Genomic DNA, 17,018 nt, shown 5'->3' on the forward strand with positions numbered 1-17,018 from the left:
TTGTACATTAATGAAAAAAGGGTATTAGCTTTCTTAATGTTAGACTATGTATTATTGGATAACTCTATTTTTATATGGAAAAAAGTATAATTAAATATTTTATTAAAATTAACGTAACTTTTTATAGCTTTATTCGTATTAATTATAGAGTATGTTTAACATAGGAATTATAATAATTATTATAAATATATCTTGGAGGCAAATAACTTGGAAATTAATGTTGAATTACTAAAGCAAGGTGATAATAATGAGTTCGAGAGTTTTGTACATAACTATAGATTATCAGCTGAAAATTTCGCAATGAACATAGTGCATGATAATTATTTGGCACAAGATATAGTACAAGATAGTTTTGCAAAATTATATGTATATAGAGATAGAATTGATAAGAATAAATCTATAAAATCTTACTTTTTCTCAATTATAAAGAATAAAGCCATAGATTATATTAGAAAAAGTAAAAGAGAGATGTCCCTGGAATTTGAAATAATAAATTGTTCATCCCCAGAAAATATAATACTCAAACAAGAAAGAAATGAGCTTATAAATGAGACTATAAACAGGCTTAAACCCATACAACGATATGCAATATATTTATATGTATATGAAAATCTTAATTACAAAGAGATTGCATTAGTTCTAGGGAAGACCGAAAAGCAGATAAAAGCAATAATATACCGTGCACGTAAAAAACTAAAAACTAAATTAATAGTATCAATTGATTGATATTAATTTAAGGAATGAGAAATATATAGGAGTTGATTATATGGAAAATAATCATAAGGATTATATGGATCAGGTTTGGAAAAAAGTAAGATGGATGGAATATGAAAGGATTCAAAAAGATAAAGCAGAGTTAGCTTCCAAGTTAATAAAACAGAGAGAAAGAAAAGTAAAACTTAAGCTGTTTGGGTGTTTTTCATTGATTATTATGGTTTTCATAATTTTATTTGAATTTGATTTAACTGTTATTTTATCAGGGGGAGCAGTACTATTCATTGTAGCCTTATATTATGAAAATATTATCGAAAGAAAAATATACAGGAGGATTATAGATGAAAATATGTATCAGAGAGTTGAATAAGAGTTATAGTGATAAACAAGTACTCAATAATATTAACCTGGAATTAGAAAACGGCATGCATGGTCTACTTGGACCTAATGGAGCAGGAAAAACAACGTTTATGAGGATTCTAACAACTTTATTACCAAAGACTTCAGGAGAAATTACTTATGATGGTATAAAAGTTGAGAATAAAAAAGAAGTAAGAAAAATAATAGGATATTTACCACAAGAATTTTCTTTATATCCTAATATGTCAGTATATGAAACCTTAGAATATTTTTATTTGTTATCAGATATAAAACCTACTAAATCAAAGATATTATGTTTGTTAGAAGAAGTACATCTTGAAACTTGTAAAAAACTTAAGGTAAAAGCATTATCCGGAGGTATGAAGAGAAGACTTGGTATTGCAATAGCTCTTATAAATGCCCCAAAAGTATTGATTGTAGATGAACCAACAGCAGGACTTGATCCAGAAGAAAGAATAAGATTCCGTAATTTATTATCGGATTTTAGTAAAGATAAAGTTATTATATTATCTACCCATATCGTTGAAGATATAGCTTTAAGCTGTAGAAGTCTAACAGTAATAAAAGAAGGTAATATCAAATATAGTGGGAAAGTTAGTGATTTCATCAAGATTGGTAAAAATAAGGTTTGGAAACTTCCTATTGATATTGATAAGTTAGATGATATAAAAAAGGATTATTTAGTTGTTTCAACTGTATTAGAAGAAGATAGGGCGAGCCTGAAAATTATCTCCGAGATTAAACCAAAAGGTGCTGAACCTGTTAATCCTACTTTAGAAGATGCTTACATGAGTTTGATGCAGGAGGTAGATGAAAATGTTCTGGAAATTGGTTAATAAAGAAATTAAATATCAATTGAAAAGTATTACCTTTGGTATTTTCTGTGTTTTCGTAGTTTTATTTTACATAACACAATTTGTTGGAGATATCAATATGGAAGAAGTATATTCTAATTCTCCAGGAGATTTATTAGTAGAAGGTAGTGTCTATTATAAAAGCAATCTAGAAGATGAGTCTAATATAGGTTTTAATCAAAGATTGGATAGGTTACATAACCTATTAGAGAATGATACGAAAAATAAAAGCTTTGTGGTTTTATCAGAACTGTCTGTAGTTGAGATAGAAGAATTGAATGATGAACAGTTAGAGTTAGTATCAATAATAAAAAAACAAATAGAAGAGGAAGATATATCAGAGCAAGAATATCACAATATATTACAACAGGTTCATAATGAGCTTGGACATATAAACATGTATGAAGATGATAAGATCAAAAATCTAGCAGCAAAGAAAGTATTATATGAAGAAACTCTTAAGAGGAAAGAAGAGATAAGGAAATCAGAAAAAGTTACAGGTTCTTATGCAAGGTTATTTGCTGATTACATAGGAATTGCTGTAGGATTCTTTTCTGTTTTTATAGCAGCTTTCTCCTTGATTAGAGATAGAAAATATAAAGCTTATGAGATTATTTATACAAAAAAAATATCTTCAATCAAATATGTTGTAAGTAAATATATAGGAAATGTTTTATTGATGATGATTGTGGTATTGATATTAGCAGGTTATTCAACTATAGATTTCGCAAATCATTATGATAAGATTGATTATTTTGCTTTCATTAAGATATCAATAACCTGGATTTTGCCAACAATAATGATTGTAACCTCATTGGCATATATATTACAGGTTGCTTTTGGAAATGGTATATTACCTATAATAGTTCAATTTATTTATTGGAATTACAGTGTACCATTTAGCAGCAGCCAATATAATGTTAGTAAATATATGATTCGATATAATTCTGTATCTACATTATCTGAATATCAAAAGGTGGCTAATGATATCATCTTTAATAGAATAGTTATAACATTTATTTCTATAGTATTGTTGGTTGGAGCCATATGGCTATTTGAGAAGAAAAGAGGTAATATCTGTGGGAAAAATTAAACATACAGCAGGGATATTAAGCTTTAATTTAAAGACTCTTCCCAAAGGGATATTATTATTCTGTGTTTCATATACTATCATAATTATCTTTGCATTAAATGTGTCACAAACTCTTAATTTCTCATCAATTCATCTTGGAGAATATTTATTGACACCATTAGGAGTATTATTATTCACTCATTTGGCTGGATTTGAAAAAGAGATTAGAGTGTATGAATTAACCTATATAAGAAAAGTACCACATTGTATAATTGTTATATCACGGGTTATTTCCTATATGATTAGTATGTATTTGGTTATACTGATTGTATTTGGCATTGAGATAGCTTTTGGTGCTAAGGTTGATATTAATTGTTGTGTCAATGGCAGTTTTATAACGGCACTTTATCTAGGGGTTATAGGTATGACTTCAGCTTATCTTACAGGTCAGAGATCAGTAGGGTATATTATACCTTTTGTCTATTATATGCTTGATATGTTTACATTTGGTAGATATACAGGGGGTTTATATCTATTTAGCATGTTAAATAATGATTTTGGCATTAAGATTAATTTGTTAATCGCCTCGGTAGTTATGTTAATCTTATTCTTTATATATCTGTACAAAAAACTATAAAATAATAAGAAATTAATTTAGGTGTATATTGAAATAAAGCATACTTTTATTGCATATAAATAGGTAAAAGATTGTATATGGAGTAAGGTATGCTTAATTATTTATGGGCATTTATGATATTGATAGGAGTAATATTCGGTGCATTCAATGGGAAAATGGGTGAAGTAACAGAAGCAGCTATAGAATCATCAAAAGAAGCTGTTAGCTTATGTATTATGTTGGTTGGAGTAGTAGCTATGTGGACTGGACTTATGAAAATTGCCGAAAAGGCGGGACTAATAAAAGGCTTAACAAAAAAGATGAGACCTATACTCAGATTTCTATTTCCAAAGGTACCTGATAATCATCCAGCACAGAGATATATAGCTACTAATATTATAGCTAATATGCTTGGACTAGGTTGGGGAGCTACACCTCCAGGCTTGAAAGCGATGGAAGAATTGCAGAAGTTAAATAAGGATAAGAGTACAGCTAGTACAGCAATGTGTACATTTTTAATTATAAATATATCTTCTGTTCAATTGATATCAGTTAACATATTGGCTTATCGTGCCCAATATGGTTCAGAGAATCCAGCAGAAATCATTGGACCTTCCATATTAGCAACCATTGTATCTACATTGGTAGGAGTTATATTTGCAAAAATAATGATGAAGGTGAGTAGAAAATGAAATTTGTCCTTATGATCTCGGATTTTATGATTCCACTTGTATTTGTTCTTATTATAGGTTATGGGTTATTGAATAATGTCAAAGTATATGATACGTTTATAATTGGAGCCAAGGAAGGTTTTAAGATTGTTCTGCAAATTATGCCTACATTGATTGGACTTATGGTGGCTGTAGGTATACTTAGAGCATCAGGGTTTCTGGATGTGCTTACCAGTGTTTTGACTCCAATAACAAGTAAGGTACATTTTCCTTCTGAATTGGTACCAATAGCATTGATGCGAACAGTATCATCTTCAGCTACTACAGGTTTAATTCTTGACCTATTCAAGACATATGGTCCTGATTCTCTTATTGGTAGAATGACATCTGTTATGATGGGTTGTACAGAAACTGTTTTTTATACTTTATCAATATATTTTATGACAGTTAAAATCAAGAAGACTAGATATACATTGACAGGGGCTTTACTGGTTAGTCTAGCTGGTATAATTGCATCAGTAATAATAACTTATAGTGTTTTTGGTAGTTAAGTTGTATCTTAATATATTAAAACAGGGGTATTTAGAGGAATAATTGAATAAAGTTCTGCTGCCTGATTAGAGTACATACGTATACAACCATTACTAGCTCTTGTACCAACAGACCAGGGTTTATTAGTTCCATGAATTCCATAAATACCCCAAGGAACACTTAGTTGCATGAAATAGCCGCCGAATTGGTCGCCCCATAATCCCTTTTTTATTATTGTCCAAGAACCTTTTGGAGTTGGGGTAGATGGTTTACCAATTGCTACTGGATAGTGTTTGATAACTTTATCATTACTTAATAATTTTAGTATTCTATTTTTTAATACAATCTCAATGGAAAATGGATTATCCTTTTCATCTGGAATAATTATGATATCTCCAACGTTTAGAGTATCGGGATTAGTTATGTTATTAGCATAAATAATACTTTTTAAAGGAGTTTTATATTGATAACTTATCTTTGCTAATGTATCACCTGATTTAATAGTATATTTCATTGAATCACCTTATAAATAATTATAATAAATATTATGTTATAAGTAGTGAGATTGTGTTATGTGTGTAAGCGTTTATTTTTAGGGGCGGTATTTTTGTTTGCCAGCATCTTAAAGATATTTTTTATATGGAAAGTTGAGCCAGAAGCAAATTTTGGTGTTACTACATCACAATTTTTACACATTTGATGAAGACTTCTATCCTTTAACATCATTTTTCTGAGGTTTTGATATTTTTCACCTCTCCAAATATCTATAAGTCTTTCTTTTGTTAGATCTCCCATAGTAATTTTACCAGTTGCATCATTACAACATAGACTTAATTTGCCATCAGGGCGTACAACTACTTGTTCAAAAGGATACATACAGGATGATTTCAGCTTGAACTTATTACTTGTACGATTATTTGCTTGTCCACCTCTATTGGTCAATACTTCATTTTCTTTTCTAAGATAGATGAAGATTTTACAGTCAGATGGGTTCTTCTCATTGTAGTCATCAATTATTTTAACTTTCTCATTGGCTTCTAATTGGTCATTGTAATTATCTATTATCAATTTATCTAGATATTTCCTGATCTCTATAAATTTTTCGATAGTCAGTAATGAACCATTAGTGAATAGAAATAGCTCTGCATTAGGTAAAGCTTCTCTTGAGCGTTTTAATAAATCAATCAACCGTTTATCTAATAATGGTTCGTTATTAGAATATAATCCAAAACTACCAGAATAATTGATTTCCTGTAACTGTGTAAGAATAGAAGTTAAAAGTGATTCATCCATTATTTTAAATGGTCTAGGGTCATTGTTCTTATTGACAGGGCAAAAAGCACAGCTGCCATTACATCTATTGATTGTTTCAACCTCAATAGTTTGAAAGACAGGAAATTCCTTCATAGAAAGATATTTTCTTGCTAATTTTTTACTTTTATGGGTAAAGAGGCGATCAAAAACAAATACACTTCTTGGTAGTATATGTTTCTCCAAAGCCTTAGGACATTTTTTTTCTAAGTAAGATTTAATCTTACCGACACCATTTTTATATGGATTTATTATCATGATATTTCTCCCTTCATCAAAAAAATCTAGTGGATTATAAGTTTATTATTATCAGTCATTATATGAAAAATACTCCCCTATTTTTCTAGTCACTGTACATGTTTGTTTTTAAAGAAATAATAAACTAAGTATAAAATTACTGGTACAAGTATAATATAAATACCTATTAACAAATAAGGATATAAAACAGGATAACCTAAAATATTATAGGTCTTATAAGTTCTGAACAAAGGTGCAGCTTTAATTATATTAGTAAGAGAAAAGTCAATTATACCTGGAGTTTTATCCTCTACATATGTATACTGTTCAATGACTAATGGTAAAGCCCATATGGAACTTGATAAGAATATGGATGTAAGCATTGACCTACATAATGCGGATACAAGTAATACAATCAATGAAAATATTATTGCGCCTGCTAGATGTACTAAAAATTGAACTAATAGATATTGACCAATAGTTAATAAATAAGGTGAATGTATAAAATCGTATATATTTTGTATTGGTACATTATAACCATAGTTATCTAGAGACATTAAATATGGAATGCTGTTGAATGCCGCAAATATAAGTGAAATAATCACTGTATATATGATGGAAGCATATATTTTAGCGGTTATAAACTGTTTTTTCCCCTTTTTACTGCTTTTGATTATAGAGTCCATGTAAGTGCTATATTCTGAGGTAATAGCTGTAGAGATCCCTAAAATTATTAAAATACACACATAGAGCATTCCATTTTGATTAATATAATTTACTACCTCATACCAGCCTTGTTCATTAAAAATATAAGGTCTAGGGATCTTGTTGAACATTTCATATTGTAACTTGGTATTTCTGTAATTGAATGTAGATTTATTTGTTATAGTATTCAATTGTTCCAATATAGAATTTTTCTCAATAATTAATGAATCATAATTATTTTTAGCATCACTTATAGCAGTGTACAGGTTTACCGATTTTTTCTCTGAATCAGTTAACTCTCCATATATATATCCTTCATTTATATTTTTGATTTTATTCTCAAATATATTTTCAGTTATAGGTTTCTGTAAATCTTTTGGAATTAAATATAGATCATAATCATATATCTGAAAAGAGTTATATATATTTATACTGCTTAAGATAAGAAATAAAAATAAAGCCACATAAATAATTTTTTTCTGAAAAATTTTGCCTAGTTCATATTTAGTTAGTATAAACAATTAATCATTCTCCTTTCCAAAATAATACATATATAAATCATCTAGTACTGGATTTGTTAAATAAAAGTCTACATCAGGTTTTGTGTCTGATATAATCCGTATCCTAATATCAGTACCATTATTCTTAATATCAGTCACTAGATAATTATTTTGTAACTCTAGTAAAGATTTTTCATCAATGGTTGCTTCCCATACTTTATTTTCAATAGGTTTTAGTATTTCTATAGGTGTATCTTGTATTATCTTTTCACCTTTTTTTATTAATATTATTTCTTTTGATAAACATTCAATATCAGAAATTATATGTGTTGATATAATAATTATCTTATCTGATGAGAGCCTGGATATTAGATTTTTGAAATTAATTCTTTCTTTTGGGTCAAGATTCAAAGTTGGTTCATCAAATATAAGTATTCTAGGGTTGTTCAGTAAAGCTTGCGCAATACCTATTCTCTGTTTTATTCCTTCTGATAAAGTTTTAATTTTTTTGTCTTTGTATTCACTAAGGTTCAAGAGTCTTAGAAGATTATTGATTTTATCCCTTGATAGATTTTTATCAACACCTTTTAAATTACTTATATAGGTGAGAAATCTAGTGACGGTATAATCTCTGTAAAAACCCAATTTTTGAGGAAGGTATCCTATTATAGATCTATAATCTTCTTCGTTGAGTGTGATGTCCTGACCATCAATCAGTATTCGTCCCTTAGTAGGTTTTATTATTGTTGCTAGAATTCTTAGCAGTGTAGTTTTTCCAGCACCATTAGGACCGACTAATCCATATATACCTGACCTAAGCTGACAATGGAAATTATCTAATGCTGTATTGTTTTTATAATCTTTAGTTATACCTTCGATTTTAAGCTCCAAAAAGTACACTCCTCTCTGAATTCTCTTTTATATAGTCTCTTAGCTGTATTATAAGAAGTACTGTAGTTATTATAATGATCCCAATGTAAATAAAAGTATTTAATGTATAGAGTTTATCAACTACAGTAGGTGTATTTATAATCCACATGATGAATGCCAGCCAAATTAGTAAGATAGCTGATAATGCAAAACTGGTTCTGATTTTTTTTATCATATATAGGGTAATATTGCTTACAACCAACATAGGTGTCAACCATGTTATCAATAGGTTGAAAAATGTTGTATCCGGTATTACATTATATATAATTAAAGAAATGCTTGACATAACTAAAAGGTTATAAAATATAATTGTAATTATTTTATTTAGAATAATTACTTGTGGAGAATATTTACAGGCAAGTTCCATCTCCAATACATTATTCTCTCTACTTTTGATATCTTCAAAAAACATAATGATAAATGGTATGGGTGAGAAAAAACTAATGGTTATATAAGGAGTTTTAGATATCAATGTCAATGACATCCCTATAATATAAATGGTAAAGCTTAGCAGCCAATAAAATGGACTTACTAGGGATATATCTTTTCTTAACTTTTGTAATAAAGGAATCTTTTCTTTATTTTTCTGTTTCTCTAATTTATTTGGCATATATTGTTTTAGAGTATTTATTGTGTCATCTATCCTTATATCATCTGGGTAATTGATTACTGATTCTTCTATAGATTCTAGAATCAGATTTTCTAATTTATCAGTAGATTTATCATTCAAAATGTTTATCCTCCTTTATTAATAATTTTAATCTGGCAAGTCCCTGCCGATATCTTGATTTAGCAGTTGATTCACTGCATTTAGTAATATCTGCTATTTCCTTGAATTTCAATTGGTTGTAAAAGCGGAGTATAATTACATCTCTTTGGTAGTCAGGTAAGGTTAATACGAGTTTTCTTATGACTTCACCATCTATTTTTTGAAGCCATTCCTTGTGGGGATTACTATCCGATTCTAAGCTGTAGAAATTATCTATAGGTACATGCTCCTTATTCTTATTGCTTCTATAGAAATCATTGCAATGATTAACAGCTATTTTTAATAACCAATTGATAAAATTATTTTTGTGTTTGTATTTTTTTATGGATTTAATCATTTTTATAAAAATTTCCTGAGTGATATCATAAGACATATGGTAATTGCCTATTTTTCTGTATACGAATCCATAAACTAGTTCATAATATTTTTTTACTAGTAGATTCAATGCTTCTTCATCACCAGATATAATTTTTTTTATCAGTATTTCATCAGTATTCATTTTTCTCACCCTTATAATAAACGTAGATGTAAGTAAAAAAGATTTAAAAAAAATATATTTTTTTAATGTTAATTATTACCAATATAATCACATTAATAATAATATATATACCACTGAGTTTTAAACATTAATTTTTATTTGTTATAAAAGTCTTTAACCACTAGGGTTAAATGGTATATTTTAGGGCAGTATAATAAAAAGGTAAAACATATAAAGTTATTATATGTAAAAAAAAGATAAAAAATAGTTTTTAATGAAGTTCTTTAAATACAGGTTTGACAATACTTGGTATTTATTATATACTTCGATTATATTATGGTACAAGGTTAGGTGAGATATGGAAAATACTTATGAAACTTTAAATGATTTGCTAGTGAATTTGTTTAATGAAATTATGACAATTGAAGAGAAAGCACTTATAACTGATGAGTTTAGTAATATTTCCATTACAGATATGCATATTATTGAAGCCATAGGACTTGGAAATGGTAGAAATATGTCATCTGTTGCCAAAGATTTAGAAATTACTGTAGGGACATTAACCATCGCAATCAATAATCTTGTAAAAAAAGGTTATGTCAATAGAAACAGAAGTACAAAGGACAGAAGAGTCGTTCTTATCTCATTATCCGATTTGGGATTGAAAGTATATAATCACCATGCATTGTTCCACAAAAATATGATAGAAGATATTATAGCACTACTTGATGAAAAGGAAATGGAAGTTTTCTTAAAGGGTGTAGGTGGGATAAATGATTATTTCCAGAGAATGAAGTCCAAGAAAGTTAAATATAAAAAAACTAAAAAGAATAGTAAATAATTTAAAAGGCTACCTGTTAGGGTAGCCTTTATTGGTGAATTGCATTGTTTTATGATCGGTGAAAATCATTTTATTATTAATAGTTATTATTTTAATTCGTTAACGATTTTTTGTAAAGCTTCTAGAGCTTCAGCTGGTAACTTATTAAATCCGCCTTTATCAGTTTCAGTAGATTTAACGAAGTTAACTCTGTCAATCATTCTAGCTTTTAATTGGTCAACATATTCAGAATCTTTCATATCTGGAATAAATCCTTCAATTTCCATGATTTCAATGTCACTGAATGGAGCCCATGGTACAAATTTAGCAGTACCTTCAATAATAGCTTCTAATGAACCTAAAGTAATTGCAGGTGTAACTTTTTTGCCCATGAAGAATCCAGTATTCAAGATGTAACAATCTACATCGTTATCACTGAATAATTGCTTGAATTTGTTGTAGTCATCAGCAAGAGGATAAGTTCTGAATGGGTTAGCATATGGTTCTACTACTAACGCATTAGGGTCTACACCTTCAGCTAATCTTTCAGCTGATGTTCTCTTAGTTGCTAATGTTGCACCCATTACAGAAGCTAATGAAGCTCCGTCTAATTTCATGATTGGTGGAAGTGTAGGGTCTTTCATTAACCAGAAGATAGCATTAACTGGTTCAGCAAATTTATTTTCACGGTTAGGTGACCATAATTTTGATTTAACAGCACGTCCGTTTCCGTTTCTTATATCTTCTGTTACAAGAACGATCTTTCCATCATTATCAATTGTTACACCATTGTTTTGAACAGTGATTAAGAATTTGTTGTCGTCGTTATCCATTGGATAATCTTGAGTCTTGTCGAAATATGATGGTTCAAGTGCTACTGATGAACTGTTTTCAGTTGAAATAATGAATGCATCATCATGAAGTACTGTGATATCATATTTGTCATTATGTTTTGCATGTGTAATAGTAGATTTTCCTGAACCTGATAATCCAAATACACCTGCAACGAATTTATCTCCGTTAGATAAGTTATAACGTTTTTGTCCACCGTGGCAAGCAGCGTATCCATGTCTGTTAGCTGTTCCCCATCCAAGTGTTAGAGTACCTTTTTTGTGTTCTCCGAAGTATCTCATACCAAGTAAAGCAGCACAGTTATGTGTTGGATCAAAGAAAGTAAGCCCAAGTGGATGATCTTCATGTGCCCAATCTGGATCAGAGAAAATATAGATATCTCCTTCATTTTCAATTACTTTTGATTTTTCATAAAGATTATTGTACTCTTCATTTAAGTATTGGAAATTTAGTAACCAAGAATACATTATGTTTTCGAAACCTTCTGGAATTAATAAGTGAGCCTTTACCATAAAGTCTGCATCTAAGCCAACATAAGCTTGAGCATGGTACATTTTACGGTATCTAGTATTGTATACTGCTTCTCTTATTTTTGTAGCGTATTCTTCTTGATCTACATTTGGTTCACCAATGATTCTTCTTGCAGCTGCACAACGTCCTTTTACAGCACCATCATTGAATAATAATACTTTTGCATCTTCGTCAAGACCAAGTTTTCCTGGTTTGTATACAGGAATATCAGTTACAATTGTTCCTGGAGAATTTTTCGCTAATTTGTAAGCTTCCTTAAGAGAATTAACGTCAACTACGTTGTTTCCATAAAAAGGTGTCTCGATTGTAGTACGAATTTGTGAAAAGATAGGATTATCTTTTTTAATTTGATCCCAACTATAAGTTCTTTTTGTTGCCATTAGGTATTCCTCCTTCATGTATATTAATTTGTAATAGTATATATATAAATTTATCACACAGTGATTAATTTATTATCGGTGATTATAGTAAAAAGTTATACTTTATATTAATTTAAAATTTTTATATAAAGAAGTTAATTTCTTTATCCTATAATACTTTCAAATCTTCCCCATGTTAATTATAATATTACGTTTTGCAAATGTCAACCAAGATTTGCATAATTAATTATTGAGTTTTTGTTAGGATTTTTAAAGGATTTCATTTTTTTAAGTGTTTTCTAGTAATTTTGTCAATCTTGAAAATAAAAAATAAAAAAATGTCATAAAAAACTTCTAGATATATATAAAAGTTTGTATCTATTTTAAGTTTGTGTATTAATTAAAAATATATTACTTTTTATTATAAGAAGCATAAAATCATTTTGATAATATACAACTCCAAAATAAAAAAGCTACTATTAGATTAGTAGCTTTTAGTATTACAATGTTATATCAGTTTTAGTATACGTAATTTTTTGTAAGTTATTTATTTCTATTTATGAATTTAGTTCTTTCGCTTTCTGTTAGATATTTCTTTCTTAATCTAATACTATCTGGTGTTATTTCTACTAACTCATCATTATCAATGAATTCTAATGCTTCTTCTAAGCTGAATATTTTTGGTGGTGATAATTTAACTGCATCATCTGCACCTGATGAACGAGTATTAGTTAATTTTTTGTTTTTACATGGATTAACTGTCATATCTTCTTTTCTAGAGTTAATACCTATAATCATACCTTCATATACTTCTGTAGTTGCATGTATAATCATTGTTCCTCTTTGAGTTAGGTTATTAAGGGAATAAGGCATAGCTACACCTCTTTCTCCAGAAATCAATACACCATTACTTCTACAAGGTATTTCACCTTTGTGAGGTTCATATGCTTCAAATGAACGTATTATTGTAGCTTCTCCTCTAGAATCAGTGATTAGTTCACTCCTGAATCCAAGTAATCCTCTTGTTGGAACAATAAATTCCATACGTGTATAACCATTTTCTGAAAGCATAGTTTCCATTCTACCTTTTCTAAGGTTAAGTTTGCTTATGGCTGTTCCAGAATATTCATCTGGGATATTAACTATAACTCTTTCTACTGGTTCTAGTAATTTACCCTCTTCTCTATGCATAAGAACTTCAGGTTTTGAAACACTTAATTCGTAACCTTCTCTTCTCATATTTTCAATTAGAATAGAAAGATGAAGTTCTCCTCTACCAGATACTTTATATCCATCAATACCACCTAATTCATCTACTTTTAGACCAACGTTAATTTCTAATTCTTTATCTAATCTGTCTTTAATATGTCTAGTTGTAACATATTTACCGGATTGTCCTGCAAATGGTGAATTGTTAACTAGGAAATTCATTGACAATGTAGGTTCTTCTATTTTTATAAGTTCCATAGGTTCAACATTTTCTGGATCACAGAATGTTTCACCGATAGATAGATTAGAAATACCTGCTATAACAGCTATATCACCACTTTTTAATTCTTTCTTAGATACTTGATTAAGTCCTTCATAGGTAAATAGTTTGGAAATCTTACCTTTTTCAGTTGTTCCATCTCTTTTACATATAGCTACCTGCTGACCTTCTTTTATTACACCTCTTGAAACTCTACCAATACCTAATCTACCAATATAATCATCATATGCTAGAGCAGATATTTGTAATTGTAATGATTCATTGTTTTTGTCTGGATAAGGTTTTGTATGTTTAACAATCGTTTCAAATAGTGGAGTAAGATCTGTATAGTCATCATCCATAGAATATTTAGCTATACCTTCTCTTGCTGTACCGTATATTATTGGAAAATCAAGTTGTTCGTCGTTAGCATCAAGTTCTGCGAATAAGTCAAAAGTCATGTCTACAACTTCTTCAGCTCTTTGATCTTTTTTATCAATTTTATTAATGAATAGTATTGGGTTTAAGTTGTGTTCAAGTGATTTTTGAAGAACAAATCTAGTTTGAGGCATAGGACCTTCACTTGAGTCAACTAATAGTATTACTGTGTCAACTGTTTTAATGATTCTTTCTACTTCTGATGAGAAGTCGGAGTGTCCTGGTGTATCTACAATATTGATTTTATAGTCTTTATAGTTTATTGAACAGTTTTTGGAATATATTGTTATTCCACGTTCTCTTTCAAGGTCGTTGCTATCCATTACTTGGTCAACAATCTCTTGGTTTTCACGAAAGATACCACTTTGAGTTAAGAACGCATCTACCAAAGTTGATTTACCTGCATCTACGTGGGCTATTACTGCTATATTTATAATTTTTTGTTCTGACATATTTATACCCTGCTTTCTAATTTTAATGTCTTCTGGTATGTTAAATATTTCTAGCTATATATAATAAATTAAATGATATTTCATTTAAGGTTTTTTAAGAATCATTTAATGCACCAACTATATAGTTTATACGTTATTGGGGAAATAATCAAGTAGAGATTGAGGAACATTTTGGAAAGATGGTAGATAATTAGAGGTAATATGTCCAGAAATTTCAAAATATATGTTTTTAAAGAGGGGGAAAGTTAATAAATATGGGGGAGTATGTTGGAGTTAAGGTAGTTGGTAATAGGGGGGATTTATTATGAGGGAGGGTATATTGATGGCTGCGTTGGTATATATAGTTAGTTTTACTTCGCCTTACTCCAAGGAACGGTCTTCGTAAAACTAACTATATATACCATTCAGTTCCTAGTATTCAATAGAAAGAAATATGAGATAGAGAATTTTTAGATAGGATTTTATAGGGGATGATACTATAGAATATCGTAAATATGCAAGAAAAGGTAGAAGCAAGTTCAATTGATTGAATTGTTATTAAAATAAATTTGTAAAATAATATTGACAGAAATTCAAGTATAGTGTATAATTTTCAACATGAATTCAAGGGTGGATTCTACATAGAAACTCTAATAGATATTAGATAAATGAGTGGACAATGAAGTCCATACGTCAAAAATGACGTATGGGCTTTTTTTATTTATTTTTTATAGGAACTACGTTCTTGTTTAAATTTATTACGTTAGATAAATCATATCGTTATACTGTGTAAGGCAAATGTAGATATGATAGAAATAACGAGTGTAGATAGTATAGGGGAATATGGAGCAGTGAGCCATGGACGGCGAACTCAGCCTTTAATCTGACAGCCCTACTGGACTGTCAGAAATAAGAATGGACTCAATGTACATTCTTATTTAATTAACACGGACGTTTAATTGGCTGACGGAATATTCTCCTATACTATCGGAGCGACCGTAGCCTAAATTATAAAGAAGTATAATTTGCTAATTTTGAAAATCTTTTGGAGGAACAAGCTGTTAAATATATACTAGAAGGGATGGATGAGTAAAATGAATACAGCATTTATAATCAATTCGATGTGGGTACTGATAGCCAGCGTTTTTGTTTTTTTGATGCACGCAGGTTTTGCAATGGTAGAGGTTGGATTCACTCAATCAAAAAATGCAGTAAATATTATTATGAAGAATTTTGTAACGGTTTCAATAGGAGTTATGTGCTATTTTTTTGTGGGTTATTCAATTATGTATGGTACAGATTTTGGGGGAGTTATTGGTACGGATATGCTTATGTTGATTGGAAAACCTGAAGAATTAAATGGAATATCCTTTGATGTATTCTTTTTCTTTCAAGCTATATTTGCAGCTACATGTGCAACTATTGTATCAGGAGCTATGGCAGAAAGAACAAAATTTACTTCTTATATAATTTTCTGTTTGGTGGCTACTACTTTTATATATCCATTGATAGGTCATTGGATATGGGGAGGAGGATTTTTGGCTGAACAATTTGGGTTCAGAGATTTTGCAGGTGGAACAGCGGTTCATGCGGTAGGAGGTTTTTGTGCATTGATTGGTGCCTATATGGTTGGACCTAGAACAGGGAAGTATAGAAAGAATAAGCCTGTTGCTATACCGGGTCATAACATACCTCTAGGGGCATTGGGAGTTTTGATTCTTTGGTTTGGATGGTTTGGATTTAATCCAGGGAGTACGTTAGATATTACCTCGTCAGTTACGATACATAGTGCAGTAACTACTTTACTTAGTGGAGCTGCGGCAACTTTATCAAGTTTGGTATTTTGTTGTTTGAAGTATAAGAATCCTGATGCGCCTCTTACTCTGAATGGTGCTTTGGCAGGATTGGTTGGTATAACGGCAGGAGCTAATGAAATATCTTATGTTGGTGCTGTAGTAGTAGGTTTATTGAGTGGTATTATAATGATTTTATCTGTGGAGTTTGTGGATTCAAAGTTAAAAATTGATGATCCTGTAGGAGCTATATCAGTTCATGGGGTCTGTGGAACATTTGGGACTTTAGCTATAGGTATTTTTTCAACTAATGGAGGTTTATTATATGGAGGAGGGCTTAAGGTACTTAGCTCTCAATTAATTGGGGTAATGGTATGCGGAATAACTGCAATAACTTTGGCTTTTGTGACTTTTTGGTTTATTAGGTTTTTTGTTGGTTTACGTGTTAGGGAGCAAACAGAAATCAATGGTCTAGATAATATAGAACATGGGATTTCAGCTTATATAAATTTATAATCATATAGATAAATATTTATAGGTTTATATTAAAAGGGAGG

Annotated in this window: 17 protein-coding genes; 9 read left to right on the plus strand and 8 right to left on the minus strand. The window is 29.8% G+C overall.

Going from position 1 to position 17,018, the window contains the following annotated elements:
• The first annotated feature begins 207 nt into the window (after window positions 1-207).
• The 7 genes from HYG85_RS10925 to HYG85_RS10955 all read left to right on the plus strand — a co-directional run bounded on the left by HYG85_RS10925 (window position 208) and on the right by HYG85_RS10955 (window position 4,859).
• A complete protein-coding gene (locus HYG85_RS10925; RefSeq protein ID WP_212693471.1) occupies window positions 208-726 on the plus strand; it encodes an RNA polymerase sigma factor in 519 nt (172 codons plus the stop codon).
• A 40-nt stretch (window positions 727-766) separates the two neighbouring features.
• A complete protein-coding gene (locus tag HYG85_RS10930; RefSeq protein WP_113672995.1) occupies window positions 767-1,084 on the plus strand; it encodes a hypothetical protein in 318 nt (105 codons plus the stop codon).
• Complete coding sequence (locus HYG85_RS10935; protein WP_212693472.1) at window positions 1,056-1,931, plus strand: ABC transporter ATP-binding protein; 876 nt, start codon at window positions 1,056-1,058, stop codon at window positions 1,929-1,931. The genes HYG85_RS10930 and HYG85_RS10935 overlap by 29 nt, the downstream gene beginning before the upstream one ends.
• A complete protein-coding gene (locus HYG85_RS10940) occupies window positions 1,912-3,042 on the plus strand; it encodes an ABC transporter permease (RefSeq protein WP_212693473.1) in 1,131 nt (376 codons plus the stop codon). Before HYG85_RS10935 ends, HYG85_RS10940 begins: the two co-directional genes overlap by 20 nt.
• On the plus strand, window positions 3,029-3,658 hold the full coding sequence (locus tag HYG85_RS10945; RefSeq protein WP_212693474.1) for a hypothetical protein: 630 nt from the start codon (window positions 3,029-3,031) through the stop codon (window positions 3,656-3,658). Before HYG85_RS10940 ends, HYG85_RS10945 begins: the two co-directional genes overlap by 14 nt.
• A gap of 89 nt (window positions 3,659-3,747) precedes the next feature.
• The gene (locus tag HYG85_RS10950) at window positions 3,748-4,329 is read left to right on the plus strand and encodes a nucleoside recognition domain-containing protein (protein ID WP_113672999.1); all 582 of its coding nucleotides are present in this window, start codon (window positions 3,748-3,750) and stop codon (window positions 4,327-4,329) included.
• On the plus strand, window positions 4,326-4,859 hold the full coding sequence (locus tag HYG85_RS10955; RefSeq protein WP_113673000.1) for a spore maturation protein: 534 nt from the start codon (window positions 4,326-4,328) through the stop codon (window positions 4,857-4,859). The genes HYG85_RS10950 and HYG85_RS10955 overlap by 4 nt, the downstream gene beginning before the upstream one ends.
• Before the next feature lie 8 nt (window positions 4,860-4,867).
• Here HYG85_RS10955 and HYG85_RS10960 read toward each other — a convergent pair whose 3' ends face one another.
• The 6 genes from HYG85_RS10960 to HYG85_RS10985 form a co-directional block, all read right to left on the minus strand.
• Window positions 4,868-5,353 (minus strand): L,D-transpeptidase family protein, encoded by a 486-nt coding sequence (locus HYG85_RS10960; RefSeq protein ID WP_212693475.1) that lies wholly within the window; start codon window positions 5,351-5,353, stop codon window positions 4,868-4,870.
• Between the two features lie 56 nt (window positions 5,354-5,409).
• Window positions 5,410-6,408 (minus strand): radical SAM/SPASM domain-containing protein, encoded by a 999-nt coding sequence (locus tag HYG85_RS10965; protein ID WP_212693476.1) that lies wholly within the window; start codon window positions 6,406-6,408, stop codon window positions 5,410-5,412.
• Between the two features lie 89 nt (window positions 6,409-6,497).
• Window positions 6,498-7,613, minus strand: coding sequence for a hypothetical protein (locus HYG85_RS10970; RefSeq protein ID WP_212693477.1), 1,116 nt, complete (start codon window positions 7,611-7,613; stop codon window positions 6,498-6,500).
• A complete protein-coding gene (locus tag HYG85_RS10975) occupies window positions 7,614-8,483 on the minus strand; it encodes an ATP-binding cassette domain-containing protein (protein WP_212693478.1) in 870 nt (289 codons plus the stop codon).
• Window positions 8,473-9,252, minus strand: coding sequence for a hypothetical protein (locus HYG85_RS10980; RefSeq protein ID WP_212693479.1), 780 nt, complete (start codon window positions 9,250-9,252; stop codon window positions 8,473-8,475). Before HYG85_RS10980 ends, HYG85_RS10975 begins: the two co-directional genes overlap by 11 nt.
• A complete protein-coding gene (locus tag HYG85_RS10985) occupies window positions 9,245-9,790 on the minus strand; it encodes an RNA polymerase sigma factor (protein WP_212693480.1) in 546 nt (181 codons plus the stop codon). Before HYG85_RS10985 ends, HYG85_RS10980 begins: the two co-directional genes overlap by 8 nt.
• 337 nt (window positions 9,791-10,127) lie before the next feature.
• Here HYG85_RS10985 and HYG85_RS10990 point away from each other — a divergent pair, with 337 nt between their 5' ends.
• A complete protein-coding gene (locus tag HYG85_RS10990) occupies window positions 10,128-10,610 on the plus strand; it encodes a MarR family winged helix-turn-helix transcriptional regulator (RefSeq protein ID WP_212693481.1) in 483 nt (160 codons plus the stop codon).
• An 86-nt stretch (window positions 10,611-10,696) separates the two neighbouring features.
• On the opposite strand, the gene HYG85_RS10995 is transcribed toward HYG85_RS10990, so the two are convergent.
• Together HYG85_RS10995 and typA are read right to left on the minus strand one after the other, a co-directional pair.
• On the minus strand, window positions 10,697-12,352 hold the full coding sequence (locus HYG85_RS10995; RefSeq protein ID WP_212693482.1) for a phosphoenolpyruvate carboxykinase (ATP): 1,656 nt from the start codon (window positions 12,350-12,352) through the stop codon (window positions 10,697-10,699).
• Window positions 12,353-12,874: 522 nt separating this feature from the next.
• Window positions 12,875-14,695 carry a translational GTPase TypA gene (gene typA / locus HYG85_RS11000; RefSeq protein WP_456300830.1) on the minus strand — a complete coding sequence of 607 codons (1,821 nt, stop codon included), beginning with the start codon at window positions 14,693-14,695 and terminating at the stop codon, window positions 12,875-12,877.
• 1,058 nt (window positions 14,696-15,753) lie between these two features.
• Here typA and HYG85_RS11005 point away from each other — a divergent pair.
• On the plus strand, window positions 15,754-16,977 hold the full coding sequence (locus HYG85_RS11005) for an ammonium transporter (protein WP_244971311.1): 1,224 nt from the start codon (window positions 15,754-15,756) through the stop codon (window positions 16,975-16,977).
• The last annotated feature ends 41 nt before the right edge of the window (window positions 16,978-17,018 follow it).

It is taken from the genome of Vallitalea guaymasensis (genome assembly GCF_018141425.1).
GTDB classification, from domain to species: Bacteria; Bacillota; Clostridia; order Lachnospirales; family Vallitaleaceae; genus Vallitalea; species Vallitalea guaymasensis.

Bases quoted from the DNA above. Each gene is read 5' to 3' on its own strand.
- HYG85_RS10930 (WP_113672995.1), top strand. From the start codon at position 767: ATGGAAAATAATCATAAGGATTATATGGATCAGGTTTGGAAAAAAGTA.
- HYG85_RS10935 (WP_212693472.1), top strand. From the start codon at position 1,056: ATGAAAATATGTATCAGAGAGTTGAATAAGAGTTATAGTGATAAACAA.
- HYG85_RS10940 (WP_212693473.1), top strand. From the start codon at position 1,912: ATGTTCTGGAAATTGGTTAATAAAGAAATTAAATATCAATTGAAAAGT.
- HYG85_RS10950 (WP_113672999.1), top strand. From the start codon at position 3,748: ATGCTTAATTATTTATGGGCATTTATGATATTGATAGGAGTAATATTC.
- HYG85_RS10955 (WP_113673000.1), top strand. From the start codon at position 4,326: ATGAAATTTGTCCTTATGATCTCGGATTTTATGATTCCACTTGTATTT.
- HYG85_RS10960 (WP_212693475.1), bottom strand. From the start codon at position 5,353: ATGAAATATACTATTAAATCAGGTGATACATTAGCAAAGATAAGTTAT.
- HYG85_RS10965 (WP_212693476.1), bottom strand. From the start codon at position 6,408: ATGATAATAAATCCATATAAAAATGGTGTCGGTAAGATTAAATCTTAC.
- HYG85_RS10985 (WP_212693480.1), bottom strand. From the start codon at position 9,790: ATGAATACTGATGAAATACTGATAAAAAAAATTATATCTGGTGATGAA.
- HYG85_RS10990 (WP_212693481.1), top strand. From the start codon at position 10,128: ATGGAAAATACTTATGAAACTTTAAATGATTTGCTAGTGAATTTGTTT.
- HYG85_RS10995 (WP_212693482.1), bottom strand. From the start codon at position 12,352: ATGGCAACAAAAAGAACTTATAGTTGGGATCAAATTAAAAAAGATAAT.
- HYG85_RS11005 (WP_244971311.1), top strand. From the start codon at position 15,754: ATGAGTAAAATGAATACAGCATTTATAATCAATTCGATGTGGGTACTG.